The organism is Microbacterium sp. KNMS (genome assembly GCF_053851835.1).
The window spans coordinates 98,994-125,085 of the sequence record NZ_JBSQBP010000010.1 but is presented as its reverse complement, the minus strand read 5'-3'; the positions used below and the strand labels follow the sequence as shown (position 1 = coordinate 125,085).

Annotated in this window: 27 protein-coding genes and 1 tRNA gene; 9 read left to right on the top strand and 19 right to left on the bottom strand. The window is 71.7% G+C overall.

Going from position 1 to position 26,092, the window contains the following annotated elements; all coding sequences use genetic code 11:
* Positions 1–59: 59 nt before the first annotated feature.
* From ACWXWW_RS08330 to ACWXWW_RS08310, 5 genes are all read right to left on the bottom strand, one after another.
* The gene (locus ACWXWW_RS08330; protein ID WP_271173767.1) at positions 60–266 is read right to left on the bottom strand and encodes a YbdD/YjiX family protein; all 207 of its coding nucleotides are present in this window, start codon (positions 264–266) and stop codon (positions 60–62) included.
* Positions 266–2,506 carry a carbon starvation CstA family protein gene (locus ACWXWW_RS08325; RefSeq protein ID WP_455969599.1) on the bottom strand — a complete coding sequence of 747 codons (2,241 nt, stop codon included), beginning with the start codon at positions 2,504–2,506 and terminating at the stop codon, positions 266–268. Before ACWXWW_RS08325 ends, ACWXWW_RS08330 begins: the two co-directional genes overlap by 1 nt.
* A gap of 112 nt (positions 2,507–2,618) precedes the next feature.
* Positions 2,619–3,965, bottom strand: coding sequence for a PhoH family protein (locus tag ACWXWW_RS08320; protein ID WP_271173769.1), 1,347 nt, complete (start codon positions 3,963–3,965; stop codon positions 2,619–2,621).
* 202 nt (positions 3,966–4,167) lie between these two features.
* Positions 4,168–5,301 (bottom strand): aminotransferase class V-fold PLP-dependent enzyme, encoded by a 1,134-nt coding sequence (locus tag ACWXWW_RS08315; protein ID WP_455969598.1) that lies wholly within the window; start codon positions 5,299–5,301, stop codon positions 4,168–4,170.
* Positions 5,302–5,344: 43 nt separating this feature from the next.
* Positions 5,345–6,130 (bottom strand): isoprenyl transferase, encoded by a 786-nt coding sequence (locus tag ACWXWW_RS08310; RefSeq protein WP_271173771.1) that lies wholly within the window; start codon positions 6,128–6,130, stop codon positions 5,345–5,347.
* 65 nt (positions 6,131–6,195) lie between these two features.
* Here ACWXWW_RS08310 and trhA point away from each other — a divergent pair, with 65 nt between their 5' ends.
* Positions 6,196–6,933, top strand: coding sequence for a PAQR family membrane homeostasis protein TrhA (gene trhA / locus ACWXWW_RS08305; protein WP_271173772.1), 738 nt, complete (start codon positions 6,196–6,198; stop codon positions 6,931–6,933).
* On the opposite strand, the gene ACWXWW_RS08300 is transcribed toward trhA, so the two are convergent.
* Complete coding sequence (locus ACWXWW_RS08300) at positions 6,917–7,225, bottom strand: hypothetical protein (protein WP_271173773.1); 309 nt, start codon at positions 7,223–7,225, stop codon at positions 6,917–6,919. The two genes, trhA and ACWXWW_RS08300, sit on opposite strands and share 17 nt — an antisense overlap.
* Positions 7,226–7,327: 102 nt before the next feature.
* Here ACWXWW_RS08300 and ACWXWW_RS08295 point away from each other — a divergent pair, with 102 nt between their 5' ends.
* Entirely contained in the window at positions 7,328–7,720 is a 393-nt protein-coding gene (locus ACWXWW_RS08295) for a DUF4307 domain-containing protein (RefSeq protein ID WP_324014416.1), read from the top strand.
* A gap of 96 nt (positions 7,721–7,816) precedes the next feature.
* Positions 7,817–8,305, top strand: a complete 489-nt coding sequence (greA, locus tag ACWXWW_RS08290; RefSeq protein ID WP_271173775.1) for a transcription elongation factor GreA — start codon at positions 7,817–7,819, stop codon at positions 8,303–8,305.
* A 49-nt stretch (positions 8,306–8,354) separates the two neighbouring features.
* Here greA and ilvA read toward each other — a convergent pair whose 3' ends face one another.
* Positions 8,355–9,626, bottom strand: coding sequence for a threonine ammonia-lyase (gene ilvA / locus ACWXWW_RS08285; RefSeq protein ID WP_271173823.1), 1,272 nt, complete (start codon positions 9,624–9,626; stop codon positions 8,355–8,357).
* Positions 9,627–9,631: 5 nt separating this feature from the next.
* Positions 9,632–10,867: an AI-2E family transporter gene (locus tag ACWXWW_RS08280; protein ID WP_324014415.1), complete on the bottom strand. Its 1,236-nt coding sequence runs from the start codon at positions 10,865–10,867 to the stop codon at positions 9,632–9,634.
* 94 nt (positions 10,868–10,961) lie between these two features.
* Between ACWXWW_RS08280 and ACWXWW_RS08275 the strand changes: the two genes are divergently transcribed.
* Both ACWXWW_RS08275 and ACWXWW_RS08270 read left to right on the top strand, forming a co-directional pair.
* A complete protein-coding gene (locus ACWXWW_RS08275) occupies positions 10,962–12,230 on the top strand; it encodes a winged helix-turn-helix domain-containing protein (RefSeq protein WP_455969597.1) in 1,269 nt (422 codons plus the stop codon).
* A 23-nt stretch (positions 12,231–12,253) separates the two neighbouring features.
* A complete protein-coding gene (locus ACWXWW_RS08270) occupies positions 12,254–13,177 on the top strand; it encodes a hypothetical protein (RefSeq protein WP_455969596.1) in 924 nt (307 codons plus the stop codon).
* A 24-nt stretch (positions 13,178–13,201) separates the two neighbouring features.
* Here the strand turns inward: ACWXWW_RS08270 and ACWXWW_RS08265 are convergent, their stop codons facing one another.
* On the bottom strand, positions 13,202–13,768 hold the full coding sequence (locus ACWXWW_RS08265; RefSeq protein WP_282979584.1) for a LemA family protein: 567 nt from the start codon (positions 13,766–13,768) through the stop codon (positions 13,202–13,204).
* Between the two features lie 92 nt (positions 13,769–13,860).
* On the opposite strand from ACWXWW_RS08265, the gene ACWXWW_RS08260 reads away from it, so the two are divergent.
* The 4 genes from ACWXWW_RS08260 to ACWXWW_RS08245 all read left to right on the top strand — a co-directional run bounded on the left by ACWXWW_RS08260 (position 13,861) and on the right by ACWXWW_RS08245 (position 17,117).
* On the top strand, positions 13,861–14,397 hold the full coding sequence (locus tag ACWXWW_RS08260) for a GNAT family N-acetyltransferase (protein ID WP_455969595.1): 537 nt from the start codon (positions 13,861–13,863) through the stop codon (positions 14,395–14,397).
* 64 nt (positions 14,398–14,461) lie between these two features.
* The gene (locus tag ACWXWW_RS08255) at positions 14,462–15,232 is read left to right on the top strand and encodes an isocitrate lyase/PEP mutase family protein (RefSeq protein WP_282979586.1); all 771 of its coding nucleotides are present in this window, start codon (positions 14,462–14,464) and stop codon (positions 15,230–15,232) included.
* Between the two features lie 19 nt (positions 15,233–15,251).
* Entirely contained in the window at positions 15,252–16,412 is a 1,161-nt protein-coding gene (locus ACWXWW_RS08250) for an aminotransferase class I/II-fold pyridoxal phosphate-dependent enzyme (protein WP_455969594.1), read from the top strand.
* 24 nt (positions 16,413–16,436) lie between these two features.
* Entirely contained in the window at positions 16,437–17,117 is a 681-nt protein-coding gene (locus ACWXWW_RS08245; RefSeq protein WP_282979588.1) for a DNA alkylation repair protein, read from the top strand.
* A gap of 23 nt (positions 17,118–17,140) precedes the next feature.
* Here ACWXWW_RS08245 and ACWXWW_RS08240 read toward each other — a convergent pair.
* The 10 genes from ACWXWW_RS08240 to ACWXWW_RS08195 form a co-directional block, all read right to left on the bottom strand.
* Positions 17,141–17,213, bottom strand: a tRNA-Leu gene (locus ACWXWW_RS08240).
* Between the two features lie 72 nt (positions 17,214–17,285).
* Positions 17,286–18,677, bottom strand: coding sequence for an NAD(P)/FAD-dependent oxidoreductase (locus ACWXWW_RS08235; RefSeq protein ID WP_282979590.1), 1,392 nt, complete (start codon positions 18,675–18,677; stop codon positions 17,286–17,288).
* A gap of 35 nt (positions 18,678–18,712) precedes the next feature.
* Positions 18,713–20,083, bottom strand: a complete 1,371-nt coding sequence (locus ACWXWW_RS08230) for a S8 family serine peptidase (protein ID WP_455969593.1) — start codon at positions 20,081–20,083, stop codon at positions 18,713–18,715.
* A complete protein-coding gene (locus ACWXWW_RS08225; protein ID WP_455969592.1) occupies positions 20,080–20,598 on the bottom strand; it encodes a DUF501 domain-containing protein in 519 nt (172 codons plus the stop codon). The genes ACWXWW_RS08230 and ACWXWW_RS08225 overlap by 4 nt, the downstream gene beginning before the upstream one ends.
* A gap of 9 nt (positions 20,599–20,607) precedes the next feature.
* Positions 20,608–21,156 (bottom strand): FtsB family cell division protein, encoded by a 549-nt coding sequence (locus ACWXWW_RS08220; protein ID WP_271173788.1) that lies wholly within the window; start codon positions 21,154–21,156, stop codon positions 20,608–20,610.
* A 33-nt stretch (positions 21,157–21,189) separates the two neighbouring features.
* Positions 21,190–22,470 carry a phosphopyruvate hydratase gene (eno, locus tag ACWXWW_RS08215; protein WP_271173789.1) on the bottom strand — a complete coding sequence of 427 codons (1,281 nt, stop codon included), beginning with the start codon at positions 22,468–22,470 and terminating at the stop codon, positions 21,190–21,192.
* A gap of 87 nt (positions 22,471–22,557) precedes the next feature.
* Positions 22,558–23,226: an O-methyltransferase gene (locus tag ACWXWW_RS08210; RefSeq protein ID WP_282979593.1), complete on the bottom strand. Its 669-nt coding sequence runs from the start codon at positions 23,224–23,226 to the stop codon at positions 22,558–22,560.
* A gap of 10 nt (positions 23,227–23,236) precedes the next feature.
* Positions 23,237–24,028 (bottom strand): ABC transporter ATP-binding protein, encoded by a 792-nt coding sequence (locus ACWXWW_RS08205; protein ID WP_455969600.1) that lies wholly within the window; start codon positions 24,026–24,028, stop codon positions 23,237–23,239.
* A 5-nt stretch (positions 24,029–24,033) separates the two neighbouring features.
* On the bottom strand, positions 24,034–24,999 hold the full coding sequence (locus tag ACWXWW_RS08200; RefSeq protein ID WP_282979595.1) for an ABC transporter permease: 966 nt from the start codon (positions 24,997–24,999) through the stop codon (positions 24,034–24,036).
* 21 nt (positions 25,000–25,020) lie between these two features.
* Positions 25,021–26,028: an ABC transporter substrate-binding protein gene (locus ACWXWW_RS08195; RefSeq protein ID WP_455969591.1), complete on the bottom strand. Its 1,008-nt coding sequence runs from the start codon at positions 26,026–26,028 to the stop codon at positions 25,021–25,023.
* Between the last annotated feature and the right edge of the window lie 64 nt (positions 26,029–26,092).

Genomic DNA, 26,092 nt, shown 5'->3' with positions numbered 1-26,092 from the left:
CGGGGAGGGGAGGAGGCCGGCCGGGAAGACGACCCATGTCTGACCGGCCCTCTCGGCTGTCAGCAGCAGCGCCCGCCGGGATCGAGGTCCTGCGCGCGGTGTATCTCGCGCCAGAACTCCCGCTCGGTGAGCGGCTCGCGGTCGGGATGGCGCTCTCGCTCGTGCGCGAGGTACGCCGCGTACCGCGACTGCCCGGTCATCCCCGAGACGAAGCGCGCGCACACGCTGCCCACGGCGGCCAGCGGCGCAAGCAGTCGGATGGCCATCAGTGCCCCCGCGAGGGGCGGCGCTCCGCGGGCAGCGCATCCCACTCGCGCTGCGCGGCCCGCTCCGCCGCCGTGGGGATGAGCCCTGCCGGGGCGAACCGGCGCGACGGGACGGGCGCGTCCTCGTTGTCGATCGTCTCGGTCGACCGCAGCGCCTGCACGACGCGGACGATCGCCGCGACGAGCACGATGAGCGTCAGCACGAGGAAGATGATCGAGAGCGTCCCCTGGATCGCCGTGTTGCGCACGACCGCCTCCATCGCCGCGACGCTCGGCGCGGTGCCGAACGAGGTCTCCCCCGCGGCGAGCGCGTCGCGGAATGCGGCGTGCTGCGCCCAGTAGCCGACCGCCGGCACGCTCGAGAAGATCTTGTGCAGCGACGCGACCGTCGTCACGACCGTGACGAACGCGAGCGGGAGCGCCACGATCCAGAGCGCCCCGAAGGTCCGTCGCCGCGCGACGATCGTGAGCACGACCGCGAGGGCGATCGCGGCGAGCAGCTGGTTGGCGATGCCGAACAGCGGGAAGAGCGTGTTGATGCCGCCGAGCGGATCCGTCACGCCCATGATGAGCACCGCTCCCCAGCCGGCGACCATGATCGCCGTGCAGATCCACGCTCCGAGCCGCCACGACGTGTCGCGGAACCGCGGGATGACGTTCCCGATCGAATCCTGGAGCATGAACCGTGCGACGCGCGTGCCGGCATCCACCGCCGTGAGGATGAACAGCGCCTCGAACATGATCGCGAAGTGGTACCAGAACGACATCATGCCGCTGCCGCCGATCCACTGGCCCATGATGAGCGCGAGCCCGACGGCGAGGGTCGGGGCGCCGCCCGTGCGCGACACGATCGACTCCTCCCCCACGAGCTGGGCCATGGTGGTGAGCGCGTCCGGCGTGAGCGAGACGCCGGTCAGCCCGAGCCCGTTCACCCAGGCCACCGCCCCTTCGACCGTGCCGAGAGTGGCCGCCGCCGAGGAGTTCATCGCGAAGTAGATGCCGCGGTCGATCGAGACGGCGGCGACGAGAGCCATGACCGCGACGAACGACTCCATGAGCATGCCGCCGTAGCCGATGAAGCGCGTCTGCTTCTCCTTCTCGATCATCTTCGGCGTCGTGCCCGACGAGATCAGGGCGTGGAAGCCCGAGAGGGCGCCGCAGGCGATCGTGACGAAGAGGAACGGGAATAGCGGCCCGCTCCACACCGGCCCCGTCTCGCCGCTCGCGAACTCGCTGAACGCCGGCACCGAGATCTCGGGGCGCACGAAGACGATCGCGACCGCGAGCGCGACGATCACGCCCACCTTCATGAAGGTCGAGAGGTAGTCGCGCGGCGCGAGCAGCATCCACACGGGCAGGACGGCGGCGACGAAGCCGTACACGATGATGGCCCACGCGACCGTCACGCGGTCGAGGTGGAAGAGGGCCTGCCCCCACTCGGTCGCCGCGATCGCACCGCCGCCGACGATGGCCGCCATGAGGAGGACGAAGCCGATGATCGAGACCTCGAGGATGCGGCCCGGGCGGATCCAGCGGAGGTACGCGCCCATGAACAGCGCGATCGGGATGGTCATGGCGACCGAGAACACGCCCCACGGGCTCTCGCCGAGGGCGTTCACGACGATGAGCGCGAGGATGGCCGTGATGATGATCATGATGAGGAGCGTCGCGAGGATGGCCGCGGCGCCGCCGAAGCGGCCCAGCTCATCCTTCGCCATCTGGCCGAGCGAGCGACCGCCGCGGCGCATCGAGAAGAACATCACGAGGTAGTCCTGCACCGCCCCGGCCAGGACGACGCCCACGATGATCCAGATGGTGCCGGGGAGGTATCCCATCTGGGCCGCGAGGACGGGGCCCACGAGGGGCCCTGCGCCGGCGATCGCGGCGAAGTGGTGGCCGAACAGCACGACCCGGTCGGTGGGGACGAAGTCCTTGCCGTCCGACCGGTACTCCGCGGGCGTCGCGCGACGGTCATCCGGGCGCACGATCTTCCGCTCGATGTACTTCGCGTAGAACCGGTAGAACACGAGGTACGTGCACACGGCGGCGAAGACGAACCAGATCGCGTTCACCGTCTCACCGCGCACGATCGCGAGCATGGTCCATGCGACGCCGCCGAGGAGGGCGATGGCCGTCCAGATCACGATGCGCAGCGGCGTCCAGCGGCGGTCGTCGGGAACAGCGACGGGCGGCGACGCCTCGGTCTGGGGGGCGATGCGCGGGGCTGGGTCCTGTGCCATGGCCGTGACTCCTTCGTCTCCTCGTGCGTCGGCCGACATGCCGACCGGTATCCGAGGATACGCACGGCGACGGCGGCGGAGACGTTGCCCCGCCGCCGTCTCCGCGCCCGTGTCAGGAGAGCTCGCCGACCTCCAGCAGGTCGGTCACGAGGGCCGCGATCGCCGAGCGCTCGCTGCGCGTGAGCGTGACGTGCCCGAAGAGATCGTGTCCCTTGAGCGACTCGATGACGCTCGCGATGCCGTCGTGACGGCCGACGCGCAGGTTGTCGCGCTGCCCCACGTCGTGCGTGAGGACGACCTTCGATCCCTGCCCGATCCGGCTCAGCACCGTGAGGAGCACGTTGCGCTCGAGCGACTGCGCCTCGTCGACGATCACGAACGCGTCGTGCAGCGAGCGGCCGCGGATGTGCGTGAGCGGGAGCACCTCGAGCATCCCGCGCTCCACGACCTCGTCGAGGACGTTCTGCGACACGACCGATCCGAGCGTGTCGAAGACCGCCTGGCCCCAGGGATTCATCTTCTCGGCCTGGTCGCCGGGCAGGTAGCCGAGCTCCTGCCCGCCCACCGCGAACAGCGGCCGGAAGACGATGATCTTCTTCTGCTGCTGGCGCTCGAGCACCGCCTCCAGTCCCGCGCAGAGCGCGAGCGCCGACTTGCCCGTTCCGGCGCGCCCGCCCAGGGAGACGATGCCGACGGTCGGGTCGAGGAGGAGGTCGATCGCGATGCGCTGCTCGGCCGAGCGCCCGTGCAGGCCGAACACCTCGCGGTCGCCGCGGACGAGGCGCAGCTCGCCGTCGCCCGTGACGCGGCCGAGCGCCGAGCCCCGCTCCGACTGGATGACGAGGCCGGTGTTGACCGGGAGCCCGCGTGCATCGTCGTGCAGCGCGACCTCGCTCTCGTAGAGGTCCGACATCTCGTCGCCCGAGACCTGCAGGGTCGCGATCCCGGTCCAGCCCGAGTCGACCGCCTGCTCGGCGAGGTACTCCTCTGCCGCGAGGCCGAGCGAGGCGGCCTTCACGCGCATCGGGAGGTCCTTGGAGACGATCGTGACGCTCTGTCCGTCCTGTGCGAGGTGCGCGGCGACGGCGAGGATGCGGCTGTCGTTGTCGGCGAGGCGGATGCCGCTGGGCAGCACGCTCTGGTCGGTGTTGTTGAGCTCGACGCGCAGTGTGCCGCCCTCGCCCACGGGCACGGGAAAGTCGAGGCGCCCGTGCTCGACGCGCAGCTCGTCCAGGTGCCGCAGCGCGGCGCGTGCGAAGTAGCCGATCTCCGGATCGTGCCGTTTGCCTTCGAGCTCGGTGATCACCACCACGGGGATCACGACGCTGTGCTCCGCGAAGCGGAAGAACGCCCTCGGATCGCTCAGCAGGACCGAGGTGTCGAGCACGTAGGTGCGCAGGTCCTGCGCCTCCCGCGTCGTCGACCGCCGCCCGGTCTTCCTGACAGTGCTGGTGCTCACGCCCGTCGTGGTGGCCACGTCACACTCCCGACCCCGGGCTTCCGCCCGGATTCGACGAGTCGACCTGGGGCCACGAGTCGCAGTCCTGACGGCCGACCCGACCGGACGCCTTGCCCGGTGATCCGAAGCTACGACCGCCGGGGCCGTCTGCGGCGCATGGACACGCTGACGGGCGGATGAAGATCTCGTGAACGCGGCGAGGTCAGCCCACGCGCGTCTGCACGAAGACCGCGCACGCGTCGTTGAGCATCCGCAGCGTCTCGTCGTCGGTCGCGACGTGCGGCGACACGCGGACGTATCCGGATCGCGCCGTCGCCGTCACCCCCGCGTTCGCGAGGGCGGCGCCGAGGGCTCCGACATGACGTGCCCCGGGGTCGAGGGCGACGATGCCCGCGCGTCGGGCCGGATCGCGCGGCGTCACGACCTCGATGCCGTGCGCGTCGGCGATCTCGATGATGCGTCCGGCGCGCTCCGCCACGGCCGCCTCGATCTCGGCGATGCCCGCGGATGCGACCTCGCCGACCGCCGACGCGAGACGCGCGGCCGCCAGGGGGTCGGGGCGCGAGACCGTGAAGGCGCGGGCATCGGGCGCGGGCGCCGGCACGGGCACGACGTCGTACGGCAGGTCGTCGGCGTCCGTGCCGGTGGTGCCCGAGAGCACCGGGTCGAGCGCGACGCGCGCCCGTCGGCCGTACCACGCGAAGCCGGTGCCCCGCCCCGCCCGCAGCCACTTGTATCCGTGCGCGGCGACGACATCGGCGGCCGTCCATTCGGCGTCGACGACGCCGACGGCCTGCGTCGCGTCGACGATGAGCAGCCGGTCGTCGCCGATGACCTCGCGGATGCCTGCGAGGTCGGCGCGGTAGCCGGTGCGGAAGTCGACGAGACTCACGGCCACGGCGCTCGTGGACTCGTCGATCGTCTCGGCGACGGCCTCGGGCGTGACGAACCGGTGCTCGGGCGCGATCCACTGCGGCACGATGCGGCCGAGGGCGGTCGCGGCCCGCGCGATCGTCACGGGGATGCTGGGGAACTCGAGGGGCGACGCGACGACGCCGCCCGTGACGCCGTAGACGGCCTGCGCGAGGCCGTGCGTGGTCGAGGGCTGCAGGGCGACCTCCGCGGGGTCCACGCGCAGGAGGCCGGCGATCGCCGCGCGCGCCTCGTCCGCACGGCCGGACACGAGGCCGATCCCGCTCTCGCGACCGGAGCCGAGCAGCTCGAGATCGGCCATCGCCTCCTCGCGCACGGTGCGGGAGAGGGGGCCGAACCGCGCCCAGTCGAGATAGCCCGGTTCCACGTCGAACGAGGCGGTGAGGTCTGCGAGGGTGGTCACGCCTCCATTCTCGCAGAGGCGGGGGTCCGCGAGGTTGCGCGCGTCAGCGGCCGAAGCGCCGGTCTCGCGACCCGAAGTCGCGGATGGCGCGGAGGAAGTCGACCTCGCGCAGGTCGGGGCCGAGCGCCTCGAGGAAGTAGAACTCGCTGTGCGCGCTCTGCCAGAGCAGGAAGTCGCTCAGGCGCTGCTCGCCGCTCGTCCGGATGACGAGGTCGGGGTCCTTCTGACCTCCCGTGTAGAGGTGCTCGGCGATCTGCTCGGGCGTGAGGTGCGCGGCGAGATCCTCGAGGGTGCCCCCGTTCGACCCGTGCTCGCGGATGATGCTGCGGACGGCGTCGACGATCTCGTGGCGTCCGCCGTACCCGACCGCGAGGTTGACGTGCAGCCCGCTGTTGCCGCGGGTGCGCTCCTCCGCGTCGCGCAGGGCGGACAGGAGGAAGTCCGGAAGGCCCTCGGAGCGTCCCACGTGCTGCACGCGCCAGTCCCGTCGTCGGGAGAGCTGCCCCGCGAGCCCCGCGATGATCTCGATGAGATCCTGCAGCTCGCGGCTGTCGCGCTTGCGGAGGTTGTCGTGCGAGAGCAGGTAGAGCGAGACGACCTCGACGCCGATGGCCTCGCACCACTCGAGGAACTCGCGCATCTTCGCGGCGCCCGCGCGGTGCCCGTGCGCCGGCGTCTCGTAGCCCAGCTGACGCGCCCAGCGGCGATTGCCGTCGATCATCATCGCGACGTGGTGGGGCACCTTCGCCGGATCGATCTGCCGGTGCAGCCGCGAGATGTAGAGACGGTACAGAGGCCCCCGTCCTGCCGCCGACCGCTCGCTGATCACCCTCCGAGCGTACTCCGGGCGTCCGCGTGCCGCTCACGGCATGCGCTGGCGCGTACTGTCAGACCATGACCTCCGACGAGCACACGCCCGCGCAGACCCCGGACGGCGTGCCCCGGCTCCCGCTGATGGATGCCGCGCGCGCGGACGCCCACGAGGAGCCCAAGCCGTCGTGGCGCGGCTGGATCCACGCCGGGACCTTCCCCGTCGCGATCGTGGCGGGCATCGTCCTGGTGGCGCTCGCCGACGGCGCGGCGGCGAAGGCCGCGTCGGCGGTCTTCGCCGCGTCGTCGCTCCTGCTCTTCGGCAACTCGGCGCTCTACCACCGCTTCCACTGGAAGCCCCGCACGCGTCTGATCCTCAAGCGGATCGACCATGCGAACATCCTCCTGCTCATCGCGGGCACGTACACGCCGATCGGCGTGCTCGCGCTGCCGCCGTCGAAGGGCGTGCTGCTGCTCGTGCTCGTCTGGACCGGAGCCCTCCTCGGGATCCTCTTCCGGGTGTTCTGGATCGGCGCCCCGAGGTGGCTCTACGTCGCCCTCTACCTCGTGCTCGGCTGGGCGGCCGTCATGTACATGGGCGATCTCTTCCAGGCGAACCGGACGATGATGGTCCTCGTGATCGTCGGCGGCCTCCTCTACTCGGCCGGCGCGGTCGTCTACGCGATCAAGAAGCCCAACCCGTGGCCGGGCCACTTCGGATTCCACGAGATCTTCCACGTGTGCACGGTGCTCGCGTTCCTCTGCCACTGGGCGGGGGCGCTGCTCATCGCGCTCGATCCCGCGTTCAACGGCCCGGCGTAGGCTCCTCGCCCGTCTCACCGCGGCCATCCGACGCCGTCCCGGTTCCCCGCGGATCGGCGCCCTCCTGCGCGGCCGCCTCCTGTGCGGCGGCCTCCTCCGCGTCGAGCACGGCGTTCGCCTCCTCGCGGTACCGCGCCCGGCGCACGCGGCGCAGCATGTCGAAGACGAGGAGGAACACCGCGATGACGAGGACGACGATCGTCGCGAAGCCGAGGGGGCCGGGCGTGACGAGGTCCGGGTCCACGGTCGGCTGCGGGCTCGGGGTGGCGGCGAGCACGGCGAGAGCGGGCATCGAGGACTCCTCAGGGGTGCGCGGCGCCCGAGACGGGGCGCCGGGAAAAGGCGGTTAGCCTGGAGTCCCAGCCTAGTTCGCCCGACCTGAGAGGACGACGCCGTGACGATCCAGCAGCGTCTCGACGAGCGCTACGGGCGAACCCCCCGCCGCTCGCGCCGCATCGCATGGATCGCGGGAATCGCGCTCGCCGCCCTCGCGGTCGGGTGGTTCGGGTGGTCGACGATGCAGACCGCCGCCGCCGAGGTCGATTTCGACGATCTCGGCTACGAGGTGCGCAGCGAGCACGAGGTGTCGGTGACCTTCCAGATCACCTCGGGCTCGCGCGAGAGCGTCGCCTGCGCGCTCGAGGCGCTCGACGAGCAGTTCGGCGTGGTCGGCTGGCGGATCGTCGAGTACCCGCCGTCCGACGCCGTGTCGGCCTCGCACACCGAGAGCATCCCCACCGTCGCGGAGGCGACGACCGGAATTGTGAAGTCCTGCTGGGTTCCGTAAGATCGACGGTCAGTCCATCCGACGCCCCGGCGACCTGCCGGGGCGTCTTCACATATGCCGGCCCCCTCGGCCGCGCATCCACGAAGGAGACAGACCGTGTCCGATGACACCCAGGTCCCGTTCCTGACGCAGGAGGCGTACGACCGCCTCGCCGCCGAGCTCGAGCACCTCTCGACCACCGGTCGTGAGGAGATCGCGAAGCGCATCGAGGCGGCCCGCGAGGAGGGCGACCTCCGCGAGAACGGCGGCTACCACGCGGCCAAGGACGAGCAGGGGAAGCAGGAGGCGCGCATCCGCCAGCTGCAGGCGCTCCTCAAGGACGCGAAGGTCGGCGTCGCCCCCGAGTCCAACGGCATCGTCGAGCCCGGCACCGTCGTGACGGCGGTCGTGTTCGGCGACCAGGAGCGCTTCCTGCTCGGCAGCCGCGAGATCGCCGGAGGCACCGACCTCGACGTCTACAGCGAGCAGAGCCCGCTCGGCGCCGCCATCCTCGGCCTCAAGGAGGGCGAGAAGACGAGCTACCAGGCGCCCAACGGCAAGGACATCCCCGTCGAGATCGTCAAGGTCGAGACCTTCACGGGCTGAGCCCGCACGCGAGAGAGGGCGACGGCCGGCCGGCCGTCGCCCTCTCTCGTCATTCCGGCAGGATCTCGGGCCGGAAGCCCGCGTCGCGCAGGATCTGCAGCGTGAGCAGCTTGTGCTCCTCGCCGCGCGTCTCGACGGAGATCTGCAGGATGACCTCGCTGATCTGCATGCCCTGCCCGTGCCGCGTGTGCAGCACCTCGATCACGTTCGCTCCGGCCTCCGCGAGGAGCTCGGAGACGCGCGCGAGCTGACCGGGACGATCGGGCAGCGGGATGCGGATGGTCATGTAGCGGCCCGACGCGGCGAGGCCGTGCGCGACGACCCGCTGCAGCAGGAGCGGATCGATGTTGCCGCCGGACAGGAGAGCGACCGTGGACCCCTGCGGACTCACCTTGCCCGCGAGGATGGCCGCGACGCCGACCGCGCCGGCCGGCTCGACGACGACCTTCGCCCGCTCCAGCAGCACGAGGAGCGCGCGCGCGATGTCGTCCTCCCCCACGGTCACGACCTCGTCGACGAGCTCACGGACGATCGCGAACGGCACATCGCCCGGGCGGGCGACGAGGATGCCGTCGGCGATCGTCGGCTTCGTCTCGACGCGCACGGGCTCTCCCGCGGCGAGCGACGGGAGCATGGGCGCGGCGTTCTCGGCCTGCACGCCGATGATCCGCACCGTGCGCCCCGCTGCGGCCGCCCGTGCCTTCGCGGCCGCGGCGACGCCCGCGATGAGGCCTCCGCCGCCGATCCCCATGATGATCGTGTCGACGTCGGGCACGTCGTCGAGGATCTCGAGGCCGAGCGTGCCCTGGCCGATGATCACGTCGCGGTGGTCGAACGGGTGGATGAGCACGGCTCCCGTGCGCTCGGCGTGCTCCGCAGCGCGACGCAGCCCGACGTCGACGGTCGCGCCGTCGAGCACCACCTCGGCGCCGTAGCCCTTGGTCGCGAGGAGCTTCGGGACGGGAACGCCGAGCGGCATGTAGATCGTCGCCGGGATGCCGAGCTGCTGCGCCGCGAGCGCGACGCCCTGCGCGTGGTTGCCCGCCGAGGCCGCGACCACGCCGCGACGCCGCTCGTCCTCCGTGAGGCGCGACAGGCGGTAGGTCGCCCCGCGCACCTTGAACGATCCCGTGCGCTGAAGATTCTCGAGCTTGAGGTGCACCGGGGCGCCGAGCACCTCGCTGAGGTGCTGCGAGTACTCGGTCGGGGTGTGCTCCACGACGCCCTCGAGGAAGCGCGCGGCCTCCTCGAACTCGGCGAGCGCGGGGATCGGCGGGGCGTCCGGCGTCGCGTGAGCGTCCTCGGGTGCGTCCGCGTCCATCCGCGTCATGTGCGTGCCTTCCTGTGGTCGTCCTCGTCGCCTCGGCCGAGGCTCTTGGGGACCGTGCTCCAGATGAGATCGGCCGAGCGGACCTCGGCTCCCGTGCGCCACGACCCCGAGCTGAGCGTCACGGCCACGACGTTCACGAACGCCGCGACCGGCACCGCGAACAGGGCGCCGGCGATGCCTCCGACCATCGAGCCGCCCGCGACGACGAGGACGACCGCGAGCGGGTGCACCTTGACGGCCGATCCCATGAGGAGCGGCTGCAGGATGTGGCTCTCGACCTGCTGCACGAGCAGGACGACCGCGAGCATCGCGACGCCGATCCAGATGCCGTTGTAGGCGAGCGCGATCACGACCGCGAGCGCGCCCGTGACGATGGCGCCGACGAACGGGACGAATGCCCCGAGGAACACGAGGACCGCGATGGGGATGGCCAGGGGCACGCCGAGCGCGAACGCGCCGATGCCGATGCCGATCGCGTCGATCGTCGCGACGATGATCTGCGTGCGCGCGTAGTTGATGAGCGTGGTCCATCCGTTGCGCGCCGCCGCATCGACGGCCGGCCGCGCCGCGCGCGGGAAGAGCCGGACGGTCCAGCGCCAGATGCCGGCGCCGTCGAGGAGGAAGCACAGGAGCACGAAGAGCGCGACGAGCGCGCCGGCGGCGACGTGCCCCACGGTCGAGCCCACGGCGAGCGCGCCGTTCAGGAGCAGATCGGCCTGCTCCTCGACGAGCTGGAGGCCGCCCGTGAGCAGGTCGTCGAGCTGCTGGGCGGTGACGAGCCCTCCGTCGATGAGGAAGGTCCGCAGACCGGCGATCGACTCAGCGGCGCGGGCGCGCACCTCCTCCGCCTGCCGCGAGATCTGCCAGACGACGAGCCACACGAGGCCCGTCACGACCGCGAGCGTCCCGAGCACGCTCACGACGACCGCGAGCACGCGCGGCACCCGGTGGCGCAGCATCCACGAGAAGAACGGGAACAGGAGGGCGGTGAGCAGCGTCGCCACGAAGATCGGGATGACGAGCAGCTTGAATTGGATGACGAGCCAGACGATCACGGCGGCGACGGCGGCGAGCACGAGGAAGCGCCATCCGTAGGCCGTCGCGATGCGCAGTCCGACGGGGACCTCGACGGGATCCGCGGGCGGAGGGCTCACGGGAGGAGCGCTCGGCGGCGCGGCGCGGCGTCGACGGAGGAATCCCGCGCGAGCGCTCGGGGGCGTGTCGTCGCTCATCCTCGTCATCCTAATCCCGGGTGCATTCCGCTGTCGGCACGCGATCGGCCGCCTGCGCGACCCGGTGTCGGAGGTCGCCGGTAGCGTTGCGCGCGTGAAGGATGTCCTCTCGGCTGCCGAAGCCCGCCGCCTGGGCCTCGCCGCCCAGGGCCTCTCCCGTGCGCGTCCGGCCGCGCCCTCGCTGCGTCATGTCCGCCGCGAGCTCGCGCGCATGCACGTCCTGCAGATCGACTCCGTGAACGTGTTCTCCCGGTCGCACTACATGCCGCTCTTCTCGCGGCTGGGGCCCTACGACCGGGATCTGCTGGATCGCCTCGTCCTGACCCCCGCGCGTCGGGGGCGGGCGCCCGAGCACGTCGAGTACCTCGCCCACGAGGCGACCTTCGTCCCGGTCGCGGACTGGCCGCTCTGGCGGTTCCGCATGGACGCCATGCGGAGCCGGTACGCGGGGCCGGGAAGCTGGTTCGCCGCGAACGCCGACACCGTGAACTGGGTGCGCGCCGAGCTCGCGGAGCGCGGTCCGCTGCGGCCCGCGGAGATCGAGCGCGATGTCGAGGCGAGCCGCGGCCCATGGTGGGGCTGGGACGACGTCAAGCGCGCCCTCGAGATGCTGTGGCGCTTCGGCGAGGTCGCGATCGCCGGCCGCAACGGCTTCGAGCGCCGCTACGGCCTCGCCGAGCACGTCATCCCGCACGAGCACCTCGATCGCGTCGTCGCCCCCGACGACGCGGTCCGCGAGCTGGTGCGCCGGGCGGCGCTCGCATACGGCGTGGCCACGGCATCCGACATCGCCGACTACCACCGGCTGCGCGACCGCCGCGGCGTCCTCGCCGCCGTGTCCGACCTCGAGGACGCGGGAGAGCTCGTCCCCGTCGCCGTGCGCGGGTGGGAGCGCGCGGGCCGTGCGCTGCCGGCCTGGCGTCATCGGGACGCCGTGCTCCCCCGGCGTATCGACGGCGCGACCCTGCTCACCCCCTTCGACCCCGTCGTGTGGTTCCGCGAGCGCGCGGAGCGGATGTTCGGATTCGACTACCGCATCGAGATCTACACGCCGGCCGAGCGGCGCCGGTTCGGCTACTACTCGCTCCCGCTGCTCGTCGGAGACCGCATCGCGGGTCGGTTCGACCTCAAGGCCGACCGCGCGGCGGGCGCGCTGCGCGTGCAGTCCGCCTGGTGGGAGGCGCACGTCGATCCGGCCGCCGTCACCGAGAGGGCGGCGGAGGCCCTGCGCGAGGCAGCCGCCTGGCAGGGGCTCGACGCGATCTCCGTCTCGCACTGGGGCGATGCCGCGGACGATGTCGCACACGTGCTCGACGCGCCGCGCCACGCCCATCCCGGCGCTCTCCGAGCAACGGCTGATTAGTGTTGCGGGTGGAGGCAGCCCGCATGAAACGACCCCTGGTCCCGATCCTCGCCGTCGTCGGCGTGATCGTCGTCGGCATGCTCGCGATCGGCTTCTCGTCGACCAGCCGACCGGCGAGCGCGGAGGAGACCGCCGCGCGGTATCTCGACGCGCTCTCGTCGGGCGACGCCGACGCGGTCCGCGCCCTGCTCGCAGACGCCGACGCCGTGCCGGACACCGCGTGGAGCGCGTTCTCCACGGCGTCCGCGCATCTCTCCTCCGCCGAGATCGTCGAGGTCGACGAGTCGGAGGACAGCGCCCAGGTGCGGGCGGAGGCGACCCTCGACGGGGAGCCGCAGGAGCTCGCGTTCACGCTGACCTCCTCCCCATCGGGATGGCACGTCGCCGAGGTCCCGCTCTCGCCCGTGACGGTGACGGCGACGCGCGGCGCCTGGGTGGATGTGGCCGGCGAGCCGGTCGCGCTCGAGGCCGGCGCCGCGCAGGTCGCACTCCTTCCGGGCTCCTACGAGGTGTCGGCGCGGCCCGCCGAGTACCTCGACGGAGCAGCCACGGCCGAGGTCGGCACGTCCGCCGAGCCGGTCGCGGTCGATCTCGCGCCGACGTTCACCGACCAGGCGCTCGCCGATGCCGAAGCCGAGCTGACCGCCCATCTGGAGGGCTGCCTCGCGACTGCCTCCGAGGTGCCGCAGGGCTGCGGGATGATCGTCCCCTGGCCGGCCGACCTCGCGGAGGCGGCCGAGGTCTCCTTCCGTGCGGACCGGATGCCCGAGACCGCGATCGACCTCGAGACGGGCACCTTCCAGGCCACCGGCGGCGCCGTCGTCGCAACCGTCACGGGCACGCGCCCCGACGGCACGGAGGGCGTCTTCACCTACCGCACCGATGCCTGGAGCCTCTACGGAACGATCTCGCTCGATGACGAAGGGCTCCTGCTCAGCGTGAACTGAGCAGGAGCCCTTCGGCCCGAGCGGTCAGAACTGGACGCGCGGCGGCTCGGAGATCGCGGCCCCGCCGTCGACCTCGAAGAACTCGCGCTGGGCGAATCCGAGGTTGCGCGCGAAGAGGTTGTTCGGGAACACCGAGATCTTCGTGTTCAGCTCGCGGACGCCGCCGTTGTAGAAGCGGCGCGAGGCCTGGATCTTGTCCTCGGTGTCGACGAGGCTGTGCTGCAGCTGCAGATAGTTCTGGCTCGCCTGCAGCTGGGGGTAGGACTCCGCCACCGCGAACAGGCTCTTGAGGGCCTGCTGGATGTGGTTCTCGGCGACTCCCGCCTCCGCGGGGCCCGATGCCGCGAGCGTCTCGGCGCGCGCCCGCGTGACGTTCTCGAACACCGCCTTCTCGTGCGCCGCGTAGCCCTTCACCGTCTCGATGAGGTTCGGGATCAGATCCGCTCTTCGCTTGAGCTGGACCGTGATCCCGCTCCACGCCTCGTCGACGCGCACGTTGAGCTGGACGAGCGAGTTGTACGTCGCCCACAGGTAGATCGCCGCGATGACGACGATCGCCACCACGACGAGAACGGGAATCAACCACTCCACGACGGAACCCCCTTGGTTTCTGCGTCCATCCTAGACACCGCGCCCTCCGCGGCCACCGTGCGCCGCCTGCGCATCCGCATACGATGGCGTCCGTGATCGCGCGACCCGACGCCTCCCTTCGCTTCCGCTTCGCGACCGTCGACGACGTCACGGCGATCGTCTCCGTCGTCGAGCGGGCATACCGTGCTGACGACGCCGGCTGGACGACCGAGGCTCACCTCATCGGCGGGCGCCGCACCGGCGCCGACGAGGTCGAGCAGCTCGTCGGCTCGGCCACCGGCGGGCTCCTGACGCTCTCGGATCAAGGCGACATCGTCGCGACGTGCCACCTCGATCGGCGTGCGGATCACGCCTACTTCGGGATGTTCGCCGTCGACCCCGCCCGCCAGGCCCGCGGGTTCGGCGCGGCTCTCCTCGCGGAGGCGGAGCGCGTCGCACGCGAGGAGTGGGGATCCCCGCGGATGCGGATGACCGTGATCTCGGCGCGGACGGACCTCATCGCGTGGTACGCGCGCCGCGGCTACCGCCCCACCGGCGGCACCTCCCCCTTCCCCTACGGCGACGCGCGCTTCGGGGAGCCGCGCGTGGCCGGCCTGCGCTTCGACGAGCTCGAGAAGCCGCTCGTGTGAGGTCACGGGAGACACACATGCGCGGACGACCCTGGCGGGCGCCGCGGGTCGATAGCGTCGAGGCATGAGCATTCAGGACAGGGCCCTCTCCCTCAAGTCGCTGCACGAAGCCCCCGAGATCCTCCGCGTCGTGAACGTGTGGGACGCGATCAGTGCCCGCACGGTCGCCGACCTGCCGGGCACGCGGGCGATTGCCACGGCCGGCCACTCGATCGCGGCATCGCACGGGTTCAAGGACGGCGAGATGCCGCTCGAGGTCAACCTCGCGGCGATCGCGCGCATCGTCGAGGCGGTGGATCTGCCGGTCACGGCCGATCTCGATGCGGGATACGACGACGCGGCCGACACGGTGCGCCGTGCCATCGGCGTGGGCGTCGTGGGCGCCAACGTCGAGGACCGCCTGGCTCCGTTCGACGATTCCGTCGCGAAGGTCGCCGCGATCACCCGCGCGGCGGAGGCCGAGGGCGTGGCCTTCCAGCTCAATGCGCGCACCGACGCGTTCGTGCGCGCGGGCGACCGGCCCCGCGACGAGAGCATCGAGGACGCGATCGCACGCGGACGCGCGTTCCTCGACGCCGGAGCGAGCCTCGTGTTCGTTCCCGGCGCGCTCGACCGCGACACGGTCGCCCGACTCGTCGAGGGCATCGGGGAGCGCAAGGTCAGCGTGATCGGGCTGCCCGGCGCGCTGACGGCCGCCGAGTACGAGGCGCTCGGCGTCGCACGCATCTCCTACGGTCCTCTGACGCAGCGGGTCGCCCTCCGCGCGCTCCGCGATCTCGCCACCGACCTCTACGGCGACGGCGTGATCCCGCAGGACACGCCCGCCCTCAACTGACGGCCGTCGTCGCATGAGGATGTCCCGCCGCGCCGAGCGCGTGGAGCCCTTCCACGCGATGGCGTTCGGCGCGCGCGCCGCCGAGCTCGAGGCGGAGGGCCACCGTGTCATCCGCCTCGGGCTCGGCGAGCCCGACTTCGGCGCACCGCCGACCGTGCGCGAGGCGATGCGGGCGGCGATGGACGGCCGCCCGCTCCCCTACACGCCGGCGCTCGGGCTGCCGGCGCTGCGCGCGGCGATCGCGGGCTTCTACCGCGACCGGCACGGCGTCGACGTCGACCCGCGCCGCATCGCGGTCACGTCGGGCGCGTCTGCGGCGCTCCTTGTCACGCTGGCCGCGATCGCAGACGAGGGCGACGAGGTGCTCCTCGCGGACCCCTCGTACCCGTGCAACCGGCAGCTCATCGAGACGTTCGGCGCCCGTGCGGTGACCCTCCCCGCTCCCGCGGCCGCGCGCTATCAGCTCGATGCGGCCGCGGTCGCGGACGCCTGGACCCCGCGCACGCGCGCCGTCATGATCGCGACGCCCGCGAATCCGACCGGCACGACCATCCGCCCCGACGAGCTCGCGGCGATCTGCGCCTTCGCGCGGGACCACGGGGCCTGGCGTCTCGTCGACGAGATCTACCTCGACCTCGCCGATGAGGGCGAGGACGGGCTCCGGCCGCGGACGGTGCTGGCTCATGATCCGCACGCGATCGTCGTGTCGAGCTTCTCGAAGTACTTCGGGATGACCGGATGGCGTCTCGGATGGTGCGTGCTCCCCGAGGAGCTCGTCGCGCCCGTCGAGCGACTCGCGATGAACTACTTCCTGTGCGCGTCCACGCCCGCCCAGGTCGCGGCGCTCGCGTGCTTCACGCCGGAGACGCTCGCCGTCTGCGAGGACCGCAGGGCCGAGCTGCGCGCGCGGCGGGAGATCGCGCTCGCCGGGCTCGCGGAGCTGGGCCTCTCGGTGCCCGTGCCCCCAGACGGCGCGTTCTACGTCTACGCCGACGTGTCGTCGACGGGCATGGACGCCTGGGAGTTCTGCCGCCGCGCCCTCGAGGAGGCGCACGTCTCCCTCACGCCGGGCCGCGACTTCGGCGCAGCGACCGCGCAGACGCACGTGCGACTGTCGTACACGGCATCGCGCGAGGGACTCCGCGAGGGGCTCGCGCGCCTGCGCGCGCTGCTCGCATGAGCCGCAGGCGCGTACGCTGAGCTCATGGCCCAGGGGATCGCCGACTCGACCGTGTCCGATGTGCTCGCCGAGCTCGCCGCACTGGAGGATCCGCGGATGCGCGCGGTCAACGAGCGGCACGGCGACGACCACGGCGTCAACCTCACGAAGCTGCGGGCGGTCGCGAAGCGCCTCGGCGCCGACACCGGGCTCTGCCGCGCGCTGTGGCGCACGGACGACACGGCGGCGCGCCTCGTCGCCGTGCTCGTCGCGCGGCCCCGCGAGCTCTCCGCGGAGGAGCTCGACGCCATGCTGCGCGAGGCCCGCGCGCCGAAGGTGCAGGACTGGCTCGTGAACTACGTCGTGAAGAAGGGGCCGCACGCCGAGGCGCTTCGCACGCGCTGGTTCGATGACGCGGATCCGACGGTCGCGGCCGCGGGCTGGGACCTCACGACCGACCGCGTCGCGAAGAAGCCCGAGGGCCTCGACCTCGAGGATCTCCTCGACCGGATCGAAGCCGACATGAAGGATGCCCCGGACCGCCTGCAGTGGGCGATGAACCAGACGCTCGCGACCATCGGCATCCACCACCCGCACCTGCGTGAGCGGGCGATCGCGATCGGCGAGCGACTCGAGGTGCTCAAGGACTACCCGACGCCGCCGAACTGCACGTCGCCGTACGCCCCGATCTGGATCGCCGAGATCGTGCGCCGCCGCGAGGGCTGATCGGGCGCGCACGGCCCGCTCGGTCCCCCCGCTGGGATTCGAACCCAGACTGAAGCGAGTTTAAGTCGCCTGCCTCTGCCGTTGGGCTACGGGGGGGGGGTGGAAACGACGCTACGGCATGGCGAAGGCCGTCACCGACCAGCGGTGACGGCCTTCGCGCGACGCTGCTCAACGAGCGGCCGCAGGCTCCTCGACCTTGGGCTGCTCGGCGGGAGCCGGCTGCTCCTCGACCTTCGGCTTCGGCCGCGAGGCGTAGGTCTCGAAGAAGACCCGGGGCGCCTGCGTCGTGCCGAGCTGGACGGTGTCGCGACCGAGGAAGAAGTTGTGCACCCAGCCCCAGATGACGCGCCACTTGCGCTCCCACGACGGCATCGCGAGGCCGTGGTAGCCGCGGTGCGCGACCCAGGCGACGAAGCCCTTGAGGGCGATCTTGCCCGACTGGAAGGCGCCGTTGTAGAGCCCGAGGCCCGCGACCGCGCCGAGGTTCTTGTGCACGTAGTCGACCGGCTGCTCGCCGCGGATGACCGCCACGAGGTTCTTCGCGAGGCGCTTCGCCTGACGCACGGCGTGCTGGGCGTTCGGGACGCACATGCCGCCCACGCCGCCGCCCGTGAGGTCGGGCACGGCCGCGACGTCGCCCGCGGTCCACGCGCCCTCGACGACGTTGCCGTCGGCGTCGACGACGCGCAGGTCGGCCTGGGCGCTGATGCGGCCGCGGGCCTCCTTGGGCAGGTCGCCGCCGTTCACGACGATGGGGTTCGCCATGACGCCCGCGGTCCAGATGATGAGGTCGGTCGGGTACTTCTCACCCGTCGACGTCTCGACGACGCCGTCCACGGCCGAGGTGACCTGCGTGTCGAGGTGCACGTGCGCGCCGCGCTTGGCGAGGTCCTTGAGGACCCACTCGCTCGTCTCGAGCGAGACCTCGGGCATGATGCGGCCCATCGCCTCGATGAGGTGGAACTGCGTCTCGTCGAACGAGATCTCCGGGAACTTCTCGAGCAGCGCGTTCGCGAGCGAGCGGAGCTCGGCGAACGTCTCGATGCCCGCGAAGCCGCCGCCCACGACGACGGTCGTGAGGAGGCGCTGGCGGAGGGGGTTGTCCTTCGGGAGGGCGGCGGCCTTTTCGAAGTTGCCGATGAGGGTGTCGCGCACCGCGACGGCCTCCTCGATCGACTTCATGCCGATCGCGTTGTCGGCGATGCCCGGGATCGGGAACGTGCGCGAGACCGACCCTGCGGTCACGACGATCTGGTCGTAGGTGTACTCCCACGGCTCGCCGCCCTCGGGCGTGATCGTCGCCGTCTTGCGGGCGTGGTCGATCTTCGTGACCTTCGCCGTGATGAGCTTCGTGCGCTTGAGGTGACGGCGGTGCGAGACCACCGCGTGGCGCGGCTCGATCGACCCGGCCGCGACCTCGGGCAGGAAGGGCAGGTACGTCATGTACGGAAGCGGGTCGACGAGGACGACCTCGGCCTCTCCGCGTCGCAGGTGCTTCTCGAGCTTCCACGCGGTGTAGAACCCCGCGTATCCACCACCGACGATGAGAATCTTGGGCACGTGAAACGTCACTCCTTGAGTTGATGTTCGGCTGGCTATCGCTGCGCGCGCGTCGAACGAACGCGCCTGACTGCAGACACGACGCCGAGCACGACAAGAATACCAGCGGCGCTCAGCGCGAAGAGCGGCAGCGTCACCTCGCGCATGCTGTCGGCCGACGGGGCGAAAGGAGAGCTCGCCTCACCCGGTGCATCGGCGGGTGGGATGGGCGGGATCTCGACCGCTCCCGCTGTCGGCGTGGGCTCGGGGCCCGAGTCCGCGCGACGATGGAGCGCGATCCAGTCCGCGAGGCTCCCCAGGGGGTTCTCGGCCACCCGCGAGACGGGAGCGCTCACGGCCGCCTCGGCGTCCACGAGACCGTATCCGTACTGCGGGTCGGGCACGTCCTCGACCTGAGGAGGGCGGTTCGCGGTCGAGATGATCCGGTTGATGACGTTCGCCGCGTCGAGATCCGGGTGCGCCGACCGCACGAGCGCGGCGATCCCGGCGACGATGGGCGCCGCGCCGCTCGTGCCGTTCCACGTCACGACGTCGCCCGTCGACGAGACGCCGAGGAGCTGCTCGCTGGGCGCCGCGACGCCGATCGTGATGCCCTGCGTCGACGCGCCCACCGAGGCCACGCCGCGGGTGTCGACACCGGCGACCGCGAGCACACCCGGGATGGTCGCGGGCGCGCCCACCACGGTCGTGCCGCTCGCCCGGTTCCCCGCTGCCACGACGACGACGACGTCGTGCTCGAAGGCGTACAGGAACGCGTCGTCCCAGCTCTCGTCCCAGTCGAGCGTGTTCGTCGTGAACGAGAGGTTGATGACATCGGCACCGTGGTCGACGGCCCACACCATCGCCTTCGCGACCTGCTCGTCGAACGGGACCGCCGCCGAGGAGCCGAAGCCGATCGAGATCGACAGCAGGTCCGCCTCCGGCGCGACGCCGATCATCCCGGTGTCCTCCCCTGTGCCGCGCCCGGCGGCGAGGGAGGCGACGTACGAGCCGTGGTTCTGGTCCTGCACGCCGACGGGCGTCCGGCCGTCCTCGGACCCGACGCCCGACACATCCGTGCCGTCGGCGACGGCGCCCTCGAACTCGGCCGGACCCTTCGCGATGCCCGTGTCGATCACCGCGATCGTCGCGCCGGCCCCGCGCGTCGTCTCCCACGCCTCGTCGATGCCGTACTCCTCGAGCCAGTACTCGGCCGACCGGATCGGATCGTCGGGCTCGGGGGTCTCGGTGGGCGTCGGGGTCGGAGACGGGGTCTCGTCGTCGCCCTCGTCCTCGTCATCCGCCGTCGCGGGCGCGGCGACCGGCGCCGCGGGCGCCGTCTGCGCGAGCGCCGACGCCGACGCGGGAGCGGCCGCGCCCGCGAGCGCCAGGAGGGCGATGACGAGGGAGGCGACGCGTCGGGTCATGCAGCCGCGCCGGGATCCTCGCAGGCGCACCGCTCGGGCGACCACGCCGATCGCTCGAGGGCGAGATCGCCGATCGGGTTCGCTCCCGGACCGGCAGCCAGGGCGTGCCCGGCGAGCGCGTGCAGGCACTTCACCCGGGTCGGCATGCCGCCCGCGGAGATGCCGGCGATCTCGGGCACGTCGCCGAACTGCGCGCGGTCGGCGAGGTACGCCTCGTGCGCGCGGAGGTAGCCAGCGCGCACGTCCTCGTCCGCCTCGAGCAGCGCGGCGAGCTCGGGCATCAGCTGGTTGGCCTCGAGGCGCGACATCTCGGCGGTCGCCGCGGGGTGCGTGAGGTAGTAGAACGTCGGGAACGGGCTGCCGTCGGGAAGGCGCGGCGCCGTCGCGACGACGGTGGGGTTGCCGCACACGCAGCGCGCGGCGATGCCGACGACGCCGCGGGCCTCGCGCTGCAGCTGCGCCGAGACCACCTCGAGATCGACGGGGCGCACGGGCTCGAAGGGAGGAGTCGTCACCCCGTCAGGCTACTGGTCGGTGCTGGAGTCGGGCTGGAAGACGCCCCCGCCGTCGAGCGCGGCGTCCTCTTCGGAGACGGCGTTCTCGGTGAGCCCCGCGGCCACGACCGACCGGAGCATCTGGCCCATCCAGTCGTGCTCGGCCTCCTCGACCTCGGCGCTCACGGGGTCGGGCTCGCGCGGCTGATCGGCCTCCTCGAGGTCGTTCTCCACGATGTACACGACCTCCCCCGGGAAGCCGTAGAACAGGCGCTCCCGCGCCTGGGTCGTGATGTAGGCCGGGTCCTGCCAGCGGGAGCGCTCGCGCTCGAGCGCGTCGACCTCGTCCTGGCTGACCTGGACGGCCTCCTGCAGGAACGCGATCCGCTGGCGCTGCTCGAGGTACGTGCTCGCGGTCGGCACGAGCACGAACGCCGCGAGCACGACGAGGCCGAGCATGATGACCGTGAACCCGGAGAGGCGGATGCCGCCGAGCCAGCCGCGCACGTCGACAGGACGGCCGTCCGCACGGCCCCGTCCGCGAACGGCGGAAGGGGGAGCCGATGGTCTTCTCGCCATGACTCCCCCTTCCGAGCGGGGCTCTCGCCCTGCTTACGCCGTGAAGCGCGGGAAGGCGCTGCGGCCGGCGAACTTCGCTCCGGCACCCAGCTCCTCCTCGATGCGCAGAAGCTGATTATACTTCGCGACACGGTCGCTGCGAGCGGGCGCGCCGGACTTGATCTGACCGCAGTTGACGGCGACCGCGAGGTCGGCGATCGTCGTGTCCTCGGTCTCGCCCGAGCGGTGCGACATCATCGCGGTGTAGCCGTTGCTCTGCGCGAGCGCGACCGCGTCGAGCGTCTCGGTGAGCGTGCCGATCTGGTTGACCTTGACGAGCAGCGAGTTCGCGACGCCCTTCGCGATGCCGTCCGAGAGACGCTGCGGGTTGGTCACGAAGAGGTCGTCGCCGACGAGCTGGACCTTGCCGCCGATGCGGTCGGTGAGGGCCTTCCAGCCCTCCCAGTCGTCCTCGGCGAGGGCGTCCTCGATCGTGACGAGCGGGAAGTTCGCGAGGAGGTCCTCGTAGTACGACGTGAGCTCCTCGGCCGTGAGCTGCTTGCCCTCGAAGTGGTAGACGCCGTCCTTGAAGAACTCGGTCGACGCGACGTCGAGGCCGACGGCGATGTCCTTGCCCGGCGTGAAGCCGGCCTTCTCGATCGCGGCCATGAGGAAGTCGAGCGCACCGCGGTTGCTCGGGAGGTCGGGGGCGAAGCCGCCCTCGTCGCCGAGGCCCGTGGCGTAGCCGCCGGCCTTGAGCTCGCTCTTGAGCACGTGGTAGGTCTCCGTGCCCCAGCGCAGCGACTCGCTGAAGGTCTCCGCGCCGAGCGGCACGAGGAAGAACTCCTGCATGTCGACGCCCGTGTCGGCGTGCGCGCCGCCGTTGATCACGTTGAGCGCGGGGACGGGCAGCACGTGGGCGTTGGGGCCGCCCACGTAGCGGAACAGCGGCAGGTCGGCGCTGTCGGCGGCGGCCTTGGCGACCGCGAGGCTCACGCCGAGGATGGCGTTCGCGCCCACGCGCTTCTTGTTCTCGGTGCCGTCGACCTCGATGAGCGCCTGGTCGATGACGCGCTGCTCGCTGGCGTCGAGGCCCTCGATGGCCGGGCCGAGCTCGTCGATGACGGCGTCGACGGCCTTCTGGACGCCCTTTCCGGCGTAGCGGCCCTTGTCGCCGTCACGCAGCTCGTATGCCTCGAAGGCGCCGGTCGACGCGCCGGAGGGGACAGCCGCGCGCTGCACGATGCCATCGTCCAGCAGCACCTCCACCTCGACGGTCGGGTTGCCTCGCGAGTCGAGAATCTCGCGAGCGCCTACAGCCTCAATCAGTGCCACGGAAGTACTCCTTGTCGGTGGGTGATGCGGGGAGCGACGTCGATCCGCTGGCCAGTCTATTGCCGACGCGCGGTCGGTCCTGACCGGTCAGACGCGGACGGCGATCGCGAGGCCGTCCCAGCCCTTCACGCCGACCGTCTGCAGGCCGGTCGCATCGAAGCGGGGGTCCTCGCCCAGCATGGCCAGGCCGGCGCGCACGCCCTGGATCTGAGGATCGTCCGTCTCGGCGTTCGCCACCTCGCCGCTGCGCCCGATGTTGTCGACGACGATGACCGCGCCGGGCTGCGAGAGCCGCGCCGCCCAGTCGAGGTAGACGGTGTTCGACTCCTTGTCGGCGTCGATGAAGACGAGGTCGAACGGCGCCTCGTCTGCGAGAGCGGGCAGCACGTCGGCGGCGCGGCCGATGCGGATGTCCACGCGCTCCCCCACCCCGGCGGCGTCGACGTTCTCCCGCGCGAGCGCGGCGTTCGCCGGCTCGGCCTCGATCGAGATCAGCCGCCCGTCCGCGGGCAGCGCCCTGGCCATCCAGATCGCCGAGTAGCCGGCGAGCGTGCCGATCTCGAGCACCCGCCGCGCACGCGAGATCCGCACGAGCAGATGGAGCAGCTTGCCCGCGACGGGCGCGACCTCGATGGGCCGAAGATGCGCGCGATCCTGCGACGCGAGCGTGGCGTCGAGCGCGGGGTCGCTCCCGACGAGGGTCTCGGCGAGGTAGCGGTCGACGGCGGCCCAGGTGTCGGGATGCGAAGCGGTCATGCCCCGATTCTCAGCCCAGGAGGGCCCGGTCGTCGAGGGTCGCGCCCTTGATCTTCTGGAACTCGGCCAGGAGATCGGGAACCGTCAGCCTGCGCTTGCGCTCCTCGGTCGCCTCGAAGACGATGCGCCCCTCGTGCATCATGATGAGCCGGTTGCCGAGGGCGAGCGCCTGCTCCATGTTGTGCGTGACCATGAGCGTCGTGAGGCCGCCCTGCTCGACGATCCGCTGCGTGAGCCGCGTCACGAGGTCCGCGCGCTGCGGGTCGAGCGCCGCCGTGTGCTCGTCGAGGAGCAGGATGCGCGGCTGGGTGAAGCCGGCCATGAGCAGCGAGAGCGCCTGGCGCTGGCCGCCCGAGAGGAGCCCGACCTTCGCGTGGAGTCGGTCCTCGAGGCCGAGCTCCAGCACGCGCAGCTCCTCGCGGAAGCGCTCGCGCTGCTTCCGGGTGAGCCCGCGGCCGAGGCCGCGCGGCCTGCCGCGGCGCGCGGCGAGGGCGAGGTTCTGCTCGATCGTGAGGTTCGGCGCCGTGCCCGCCATCGGGTCCTGGAAGACCCGGCCGACGTACCGCGCTCGCTGGAACTCGCGGAGCCGGTTGACGCGGCGTCCGTCGATCGAGATCGTTCCACCGTCGACGGCGATCCGCCCCGAGATCGAGTTGAGCAGCGTGGACTTGCCCGCGCCGTTCGACCCGATGACCGTGACGAAGTCGCCCTCGTCGAGCGTGAGGCTGAGCCCGGCGAGCGCGCGGCGCTCGTTGACCGTGCCGGGGAAGAACGTCTTGACGATGCCGTCCATGACGAGCATGGCGGTCACCTCCCTCTCTCGGCGCCCGCGGGCGCCGCGACGGCGGGCTCGGGCTCGCGCGGCGCGACGCGTCCGCCGCGGCCGCGGAGCGAGGGGATGCGCTTGAGGAAGCCCCAGCGCGGCAGCAGCAGCGCGAGCACGACGAGCACGGCGGTGACGAGCTTCATGTCGTTGGGGTCGAGGCCCGCCCGCATCGCGAAGAAGATGATGAGCCGGTAGAGCACCGCGCCCAGCACGACGGCGAGGCTCGCGAGCCAGATGAAGCGCTGGCCGAACACGGCCTGACCGAGGATGACCGACGCGAGCCCCACGAGGATCAGGCCGATGCCCATGCTGATGTCGGAGAAGCCCTGGTACTGCGCGACGAGCGCGCCGCAGAGCGCGACGAAGCCGTTCGAGATCGCGAGCGTGAGGATGGTCGTGCGATCGGTCGAGACGCCGAAGCTGCGGATCATCGGCCCGTTGTCGCCGGTGGCCTGGATCGCCAGCCCGAGGTTGGTCGAGAGGAACCAGTCGACCGCGAGCTTCAGCACGACGACGCCGACGAGGATGATCGCGACGCCGCCCCACGTGCCGAGCAGGTCGGCGTCGCGCAGCGGGGTGAACAGCGTGTCGGCGCGCAGGAGCGGCAGGTTGGCCGCGACCGTGGCGTCCTCCTTGGCCGTGCCCATGATCCGCAGGTTGATCGACCACAGCGCGATCATGGTGAGGATGCCGGCGAGCAGGCCGTCGATGCGGCCCTTCGTGTGCAGGACGCCGGTCACGGCTCCCGCGACGACGCCCGCCGCGGCGCCGGTGAGGGTCGCGACGACGGGGTTCTGCCCCGTCGTGATCATCGCCGCGGCGACCGCCGCGCCCGTCGTGAAGCTGCCGTCGACCGTCAGGTCGGGGAAGTTCAGGACGCGGAACGTGAGGTACACGCCCAGCGCCATGACCCCGTAGACGAGGCCGAGCTCGATCGCGCCGATCATGCGCGTCCTCCCTGCCGGCTTCTACTCGACGGTCTCGGCCTGGTCGAGGATCTCCGCGGGGATCTCCACGCCCATGCGCTCGGCCGCACCCGGGTTGACGACGTAGGTGAACTCGCTGGCCGTCTCCACGGGCATGGTCGCGGGGTCGGCGTCCTCCTCGAGGATGCGCAGCGCCATCTCGCCGGTCTGGCGGCCGAGCTCGGTGTAGTCGATGCCGATCGTCGCGATCGCGCCGCTCTCGACCGTGCCCGCCTCGGCGGCGACGACCGGCGTCTTCTGGGTCTCGGCGACCTGGACGAGCGAGGCGAGTCCTGCGACGACCATGTTGTCGGTGGGCACGTAGATCGCGTCGACGTCGCCGAGCGCCTCCGTGGCCTGCGCGATGTCGTTCGCGGTGGTCACCGTCTGCGTGACGATCTCGATGCCGAGCTCGTCGGCGACCTCCTCGGCCGCGGCGACCTGGACCTCCGAGTTCACCTCGCCCGAGCTGTAGACGATGCCGACGGTGGCGGCGTCGGGCACGAGCTGCCGGAGCAGCTCGAACTGCTCGGCCATGGGCGCGGCGTCGCTCGTGCCGGTGATGTTGGCTCCCGGCTCGTCGTTCGAGTCGACGAGCTCGGCCGAGACGGCGTCCGTGACCGCCGTGAAGAGCACCGGGGTGTCGAGGATGGCCTGAGCGGCGGCCTGCGCAGCGGGGGTCGCGACCGCGAGGACGAGGTCGAGGTCGCTCGAGGCGAAGTTCTGCGCGATGGTGACGGCGTTCGCCTGCTCGCCCTGCGCGTTCTGCTCGTCGAACTCGACCGTCTCGCCCTCGACGTATCCGGCGTCGGCGAAGGCCTGCTTGAAGCCCTCGGTCGCCGCGTCGAGCGCGGGGTGCTGCACGAGCTGGCTGATGCCGATCGACAGCGATTCCTCCCCGCCGCCTTCCGATCCGCCGCCGTCCGACGAGCAGCCGGCGAGGACGAGCGCCGCGCCTGCGGCGAGACCTGCGGCGCCGAGGCCACGGCGGGAGAACGAGGAGAGTCGCATGGATCGGGTCCTTCGGGTGAGGGGTCCGGCGCCGTGCCGGAGGTCGGGTGCGGCGTCGCGCCGT

Excerpts from the sequence above, each read along its gene's own strand:
- ACWXWW_RS08270 (WP_455969596.1), top strand. The coding sequence starts at position 12,254 with ATGAAACGACCCCTGGTCCCGATCCTCGCCGTCGTCGGCGTGATCGTC.
- ACWXWW_RS08245 (WP_282979588.1), top strand. The coding sequence starts at position 16,437 with ATGGCCCAGGGGATCGCCGACTCGACCGTGTCCGATGTGCTCGCCGAG.
- ACWXWW_RS08210 (WP_282979593.1), bottom strand. The coding sequence starts at position 23,226 with ATGACCGCTTCGCATCCCGACACCTGGGCCGCCGTCGACCGCTACCTC.
- ACWXWW_RS08230 (WP_455969593.1), bottom strand. The coding sequence starts at position 20,083 with ATGACCCGACGCGTCGCCTCCCTCGTCATCGCCCTCCTGGCGCTCGCG.
- ACWXWW_RS08250 (WP_455969594.1), top strand. The coding sequence starts at position 15,252 with ATGTCCCGCCGCGCCGAGCGCGTGGAGCCCTTCCACGCGATGGCGTTC.
- ACWXWW_RS08330 (WP_271173767.1), bottom strand. The coding sequence starts at position 266 with ATGGCCATCCGACTGCTTGCGCCGCTGGCCGCCGTGGGCAGCGTGTGC.
- ACWXWW_RS08280 (WP_324014415.1), bottom strand. The coding sequence starts at position 10,867 with ATGAGCGACGACACGCCCCCGAGCGCTCGCGCGGGATTCCTCCGTCGA.
- ACWXWW_RS08300 (WP_271173773.1), bottom strand. The coding sequence starts at position 7,225 with ATGCCCGCTCTCGCCGTGCTCGCCGCCACCCCGAGCCCGCAGCCGACC.
- ilvA (WP_271173823.1), bottom strand. The coding sequence starts at position 9,626 with ATGGACGCGGACGCACCCGAGGACGCTCACGCGACGCCGGACGCCCCG.
- ACWXWW_RS08325 (WP_455969599.1), bottom strand. The coding sequence starts at position 2,506 with ATGGCACAGGACCCAGCCCCGCGCATCGCCCCCCAGACCGAGGCGTCG.
- ACWXWW_RS08220 (WP_271173788.1), bottom strand. The coding sequence starts at position 21,156 with ATGGCGAGAAGACCATCGGCTCCCCCTTCCGCCGTTCGCGGACGGGGC.
- ACWXWW_RS08195 (WP_455969591.1), bottom strand. The coding sequence starts at position 26,028 with ATGCGACTCTCCTCGTTCTCCCGCCGTGGCCTCGGCGCCGCAGGTCTC.
- trhA (WP_271173772.1), top strand. The coding sequence starts at position 6,196 with ATGACCTCCGACGAGCACACGCCCGCGCAGACCCCGGACGGCGTGCCC.
- ACWXWW_RS08200 (WP_282979595.1), bottom strand. The coding sequence starts at position 24,999 with ATGATCGGCGCGATCGAGCTCGGCCTCGTCTACGGGGTCATGGCGCTG.
- ACWXWW_RS08255 (WP_282979586.1), top strand. The coding sequence starts at position 14,462 with ATGAGCATTCAGGACAGGGCCCTCTCCCTCAAGTCGCTGCACGAAGCC.
- ACWXWW_RS08205 (WP_455969600.1), bottom strand. The coding sequence starts at position 24,028 with ATGCTCGTCATGGACGGCATCGTCAAGACGTTCTTCCCCGGCACGGTC.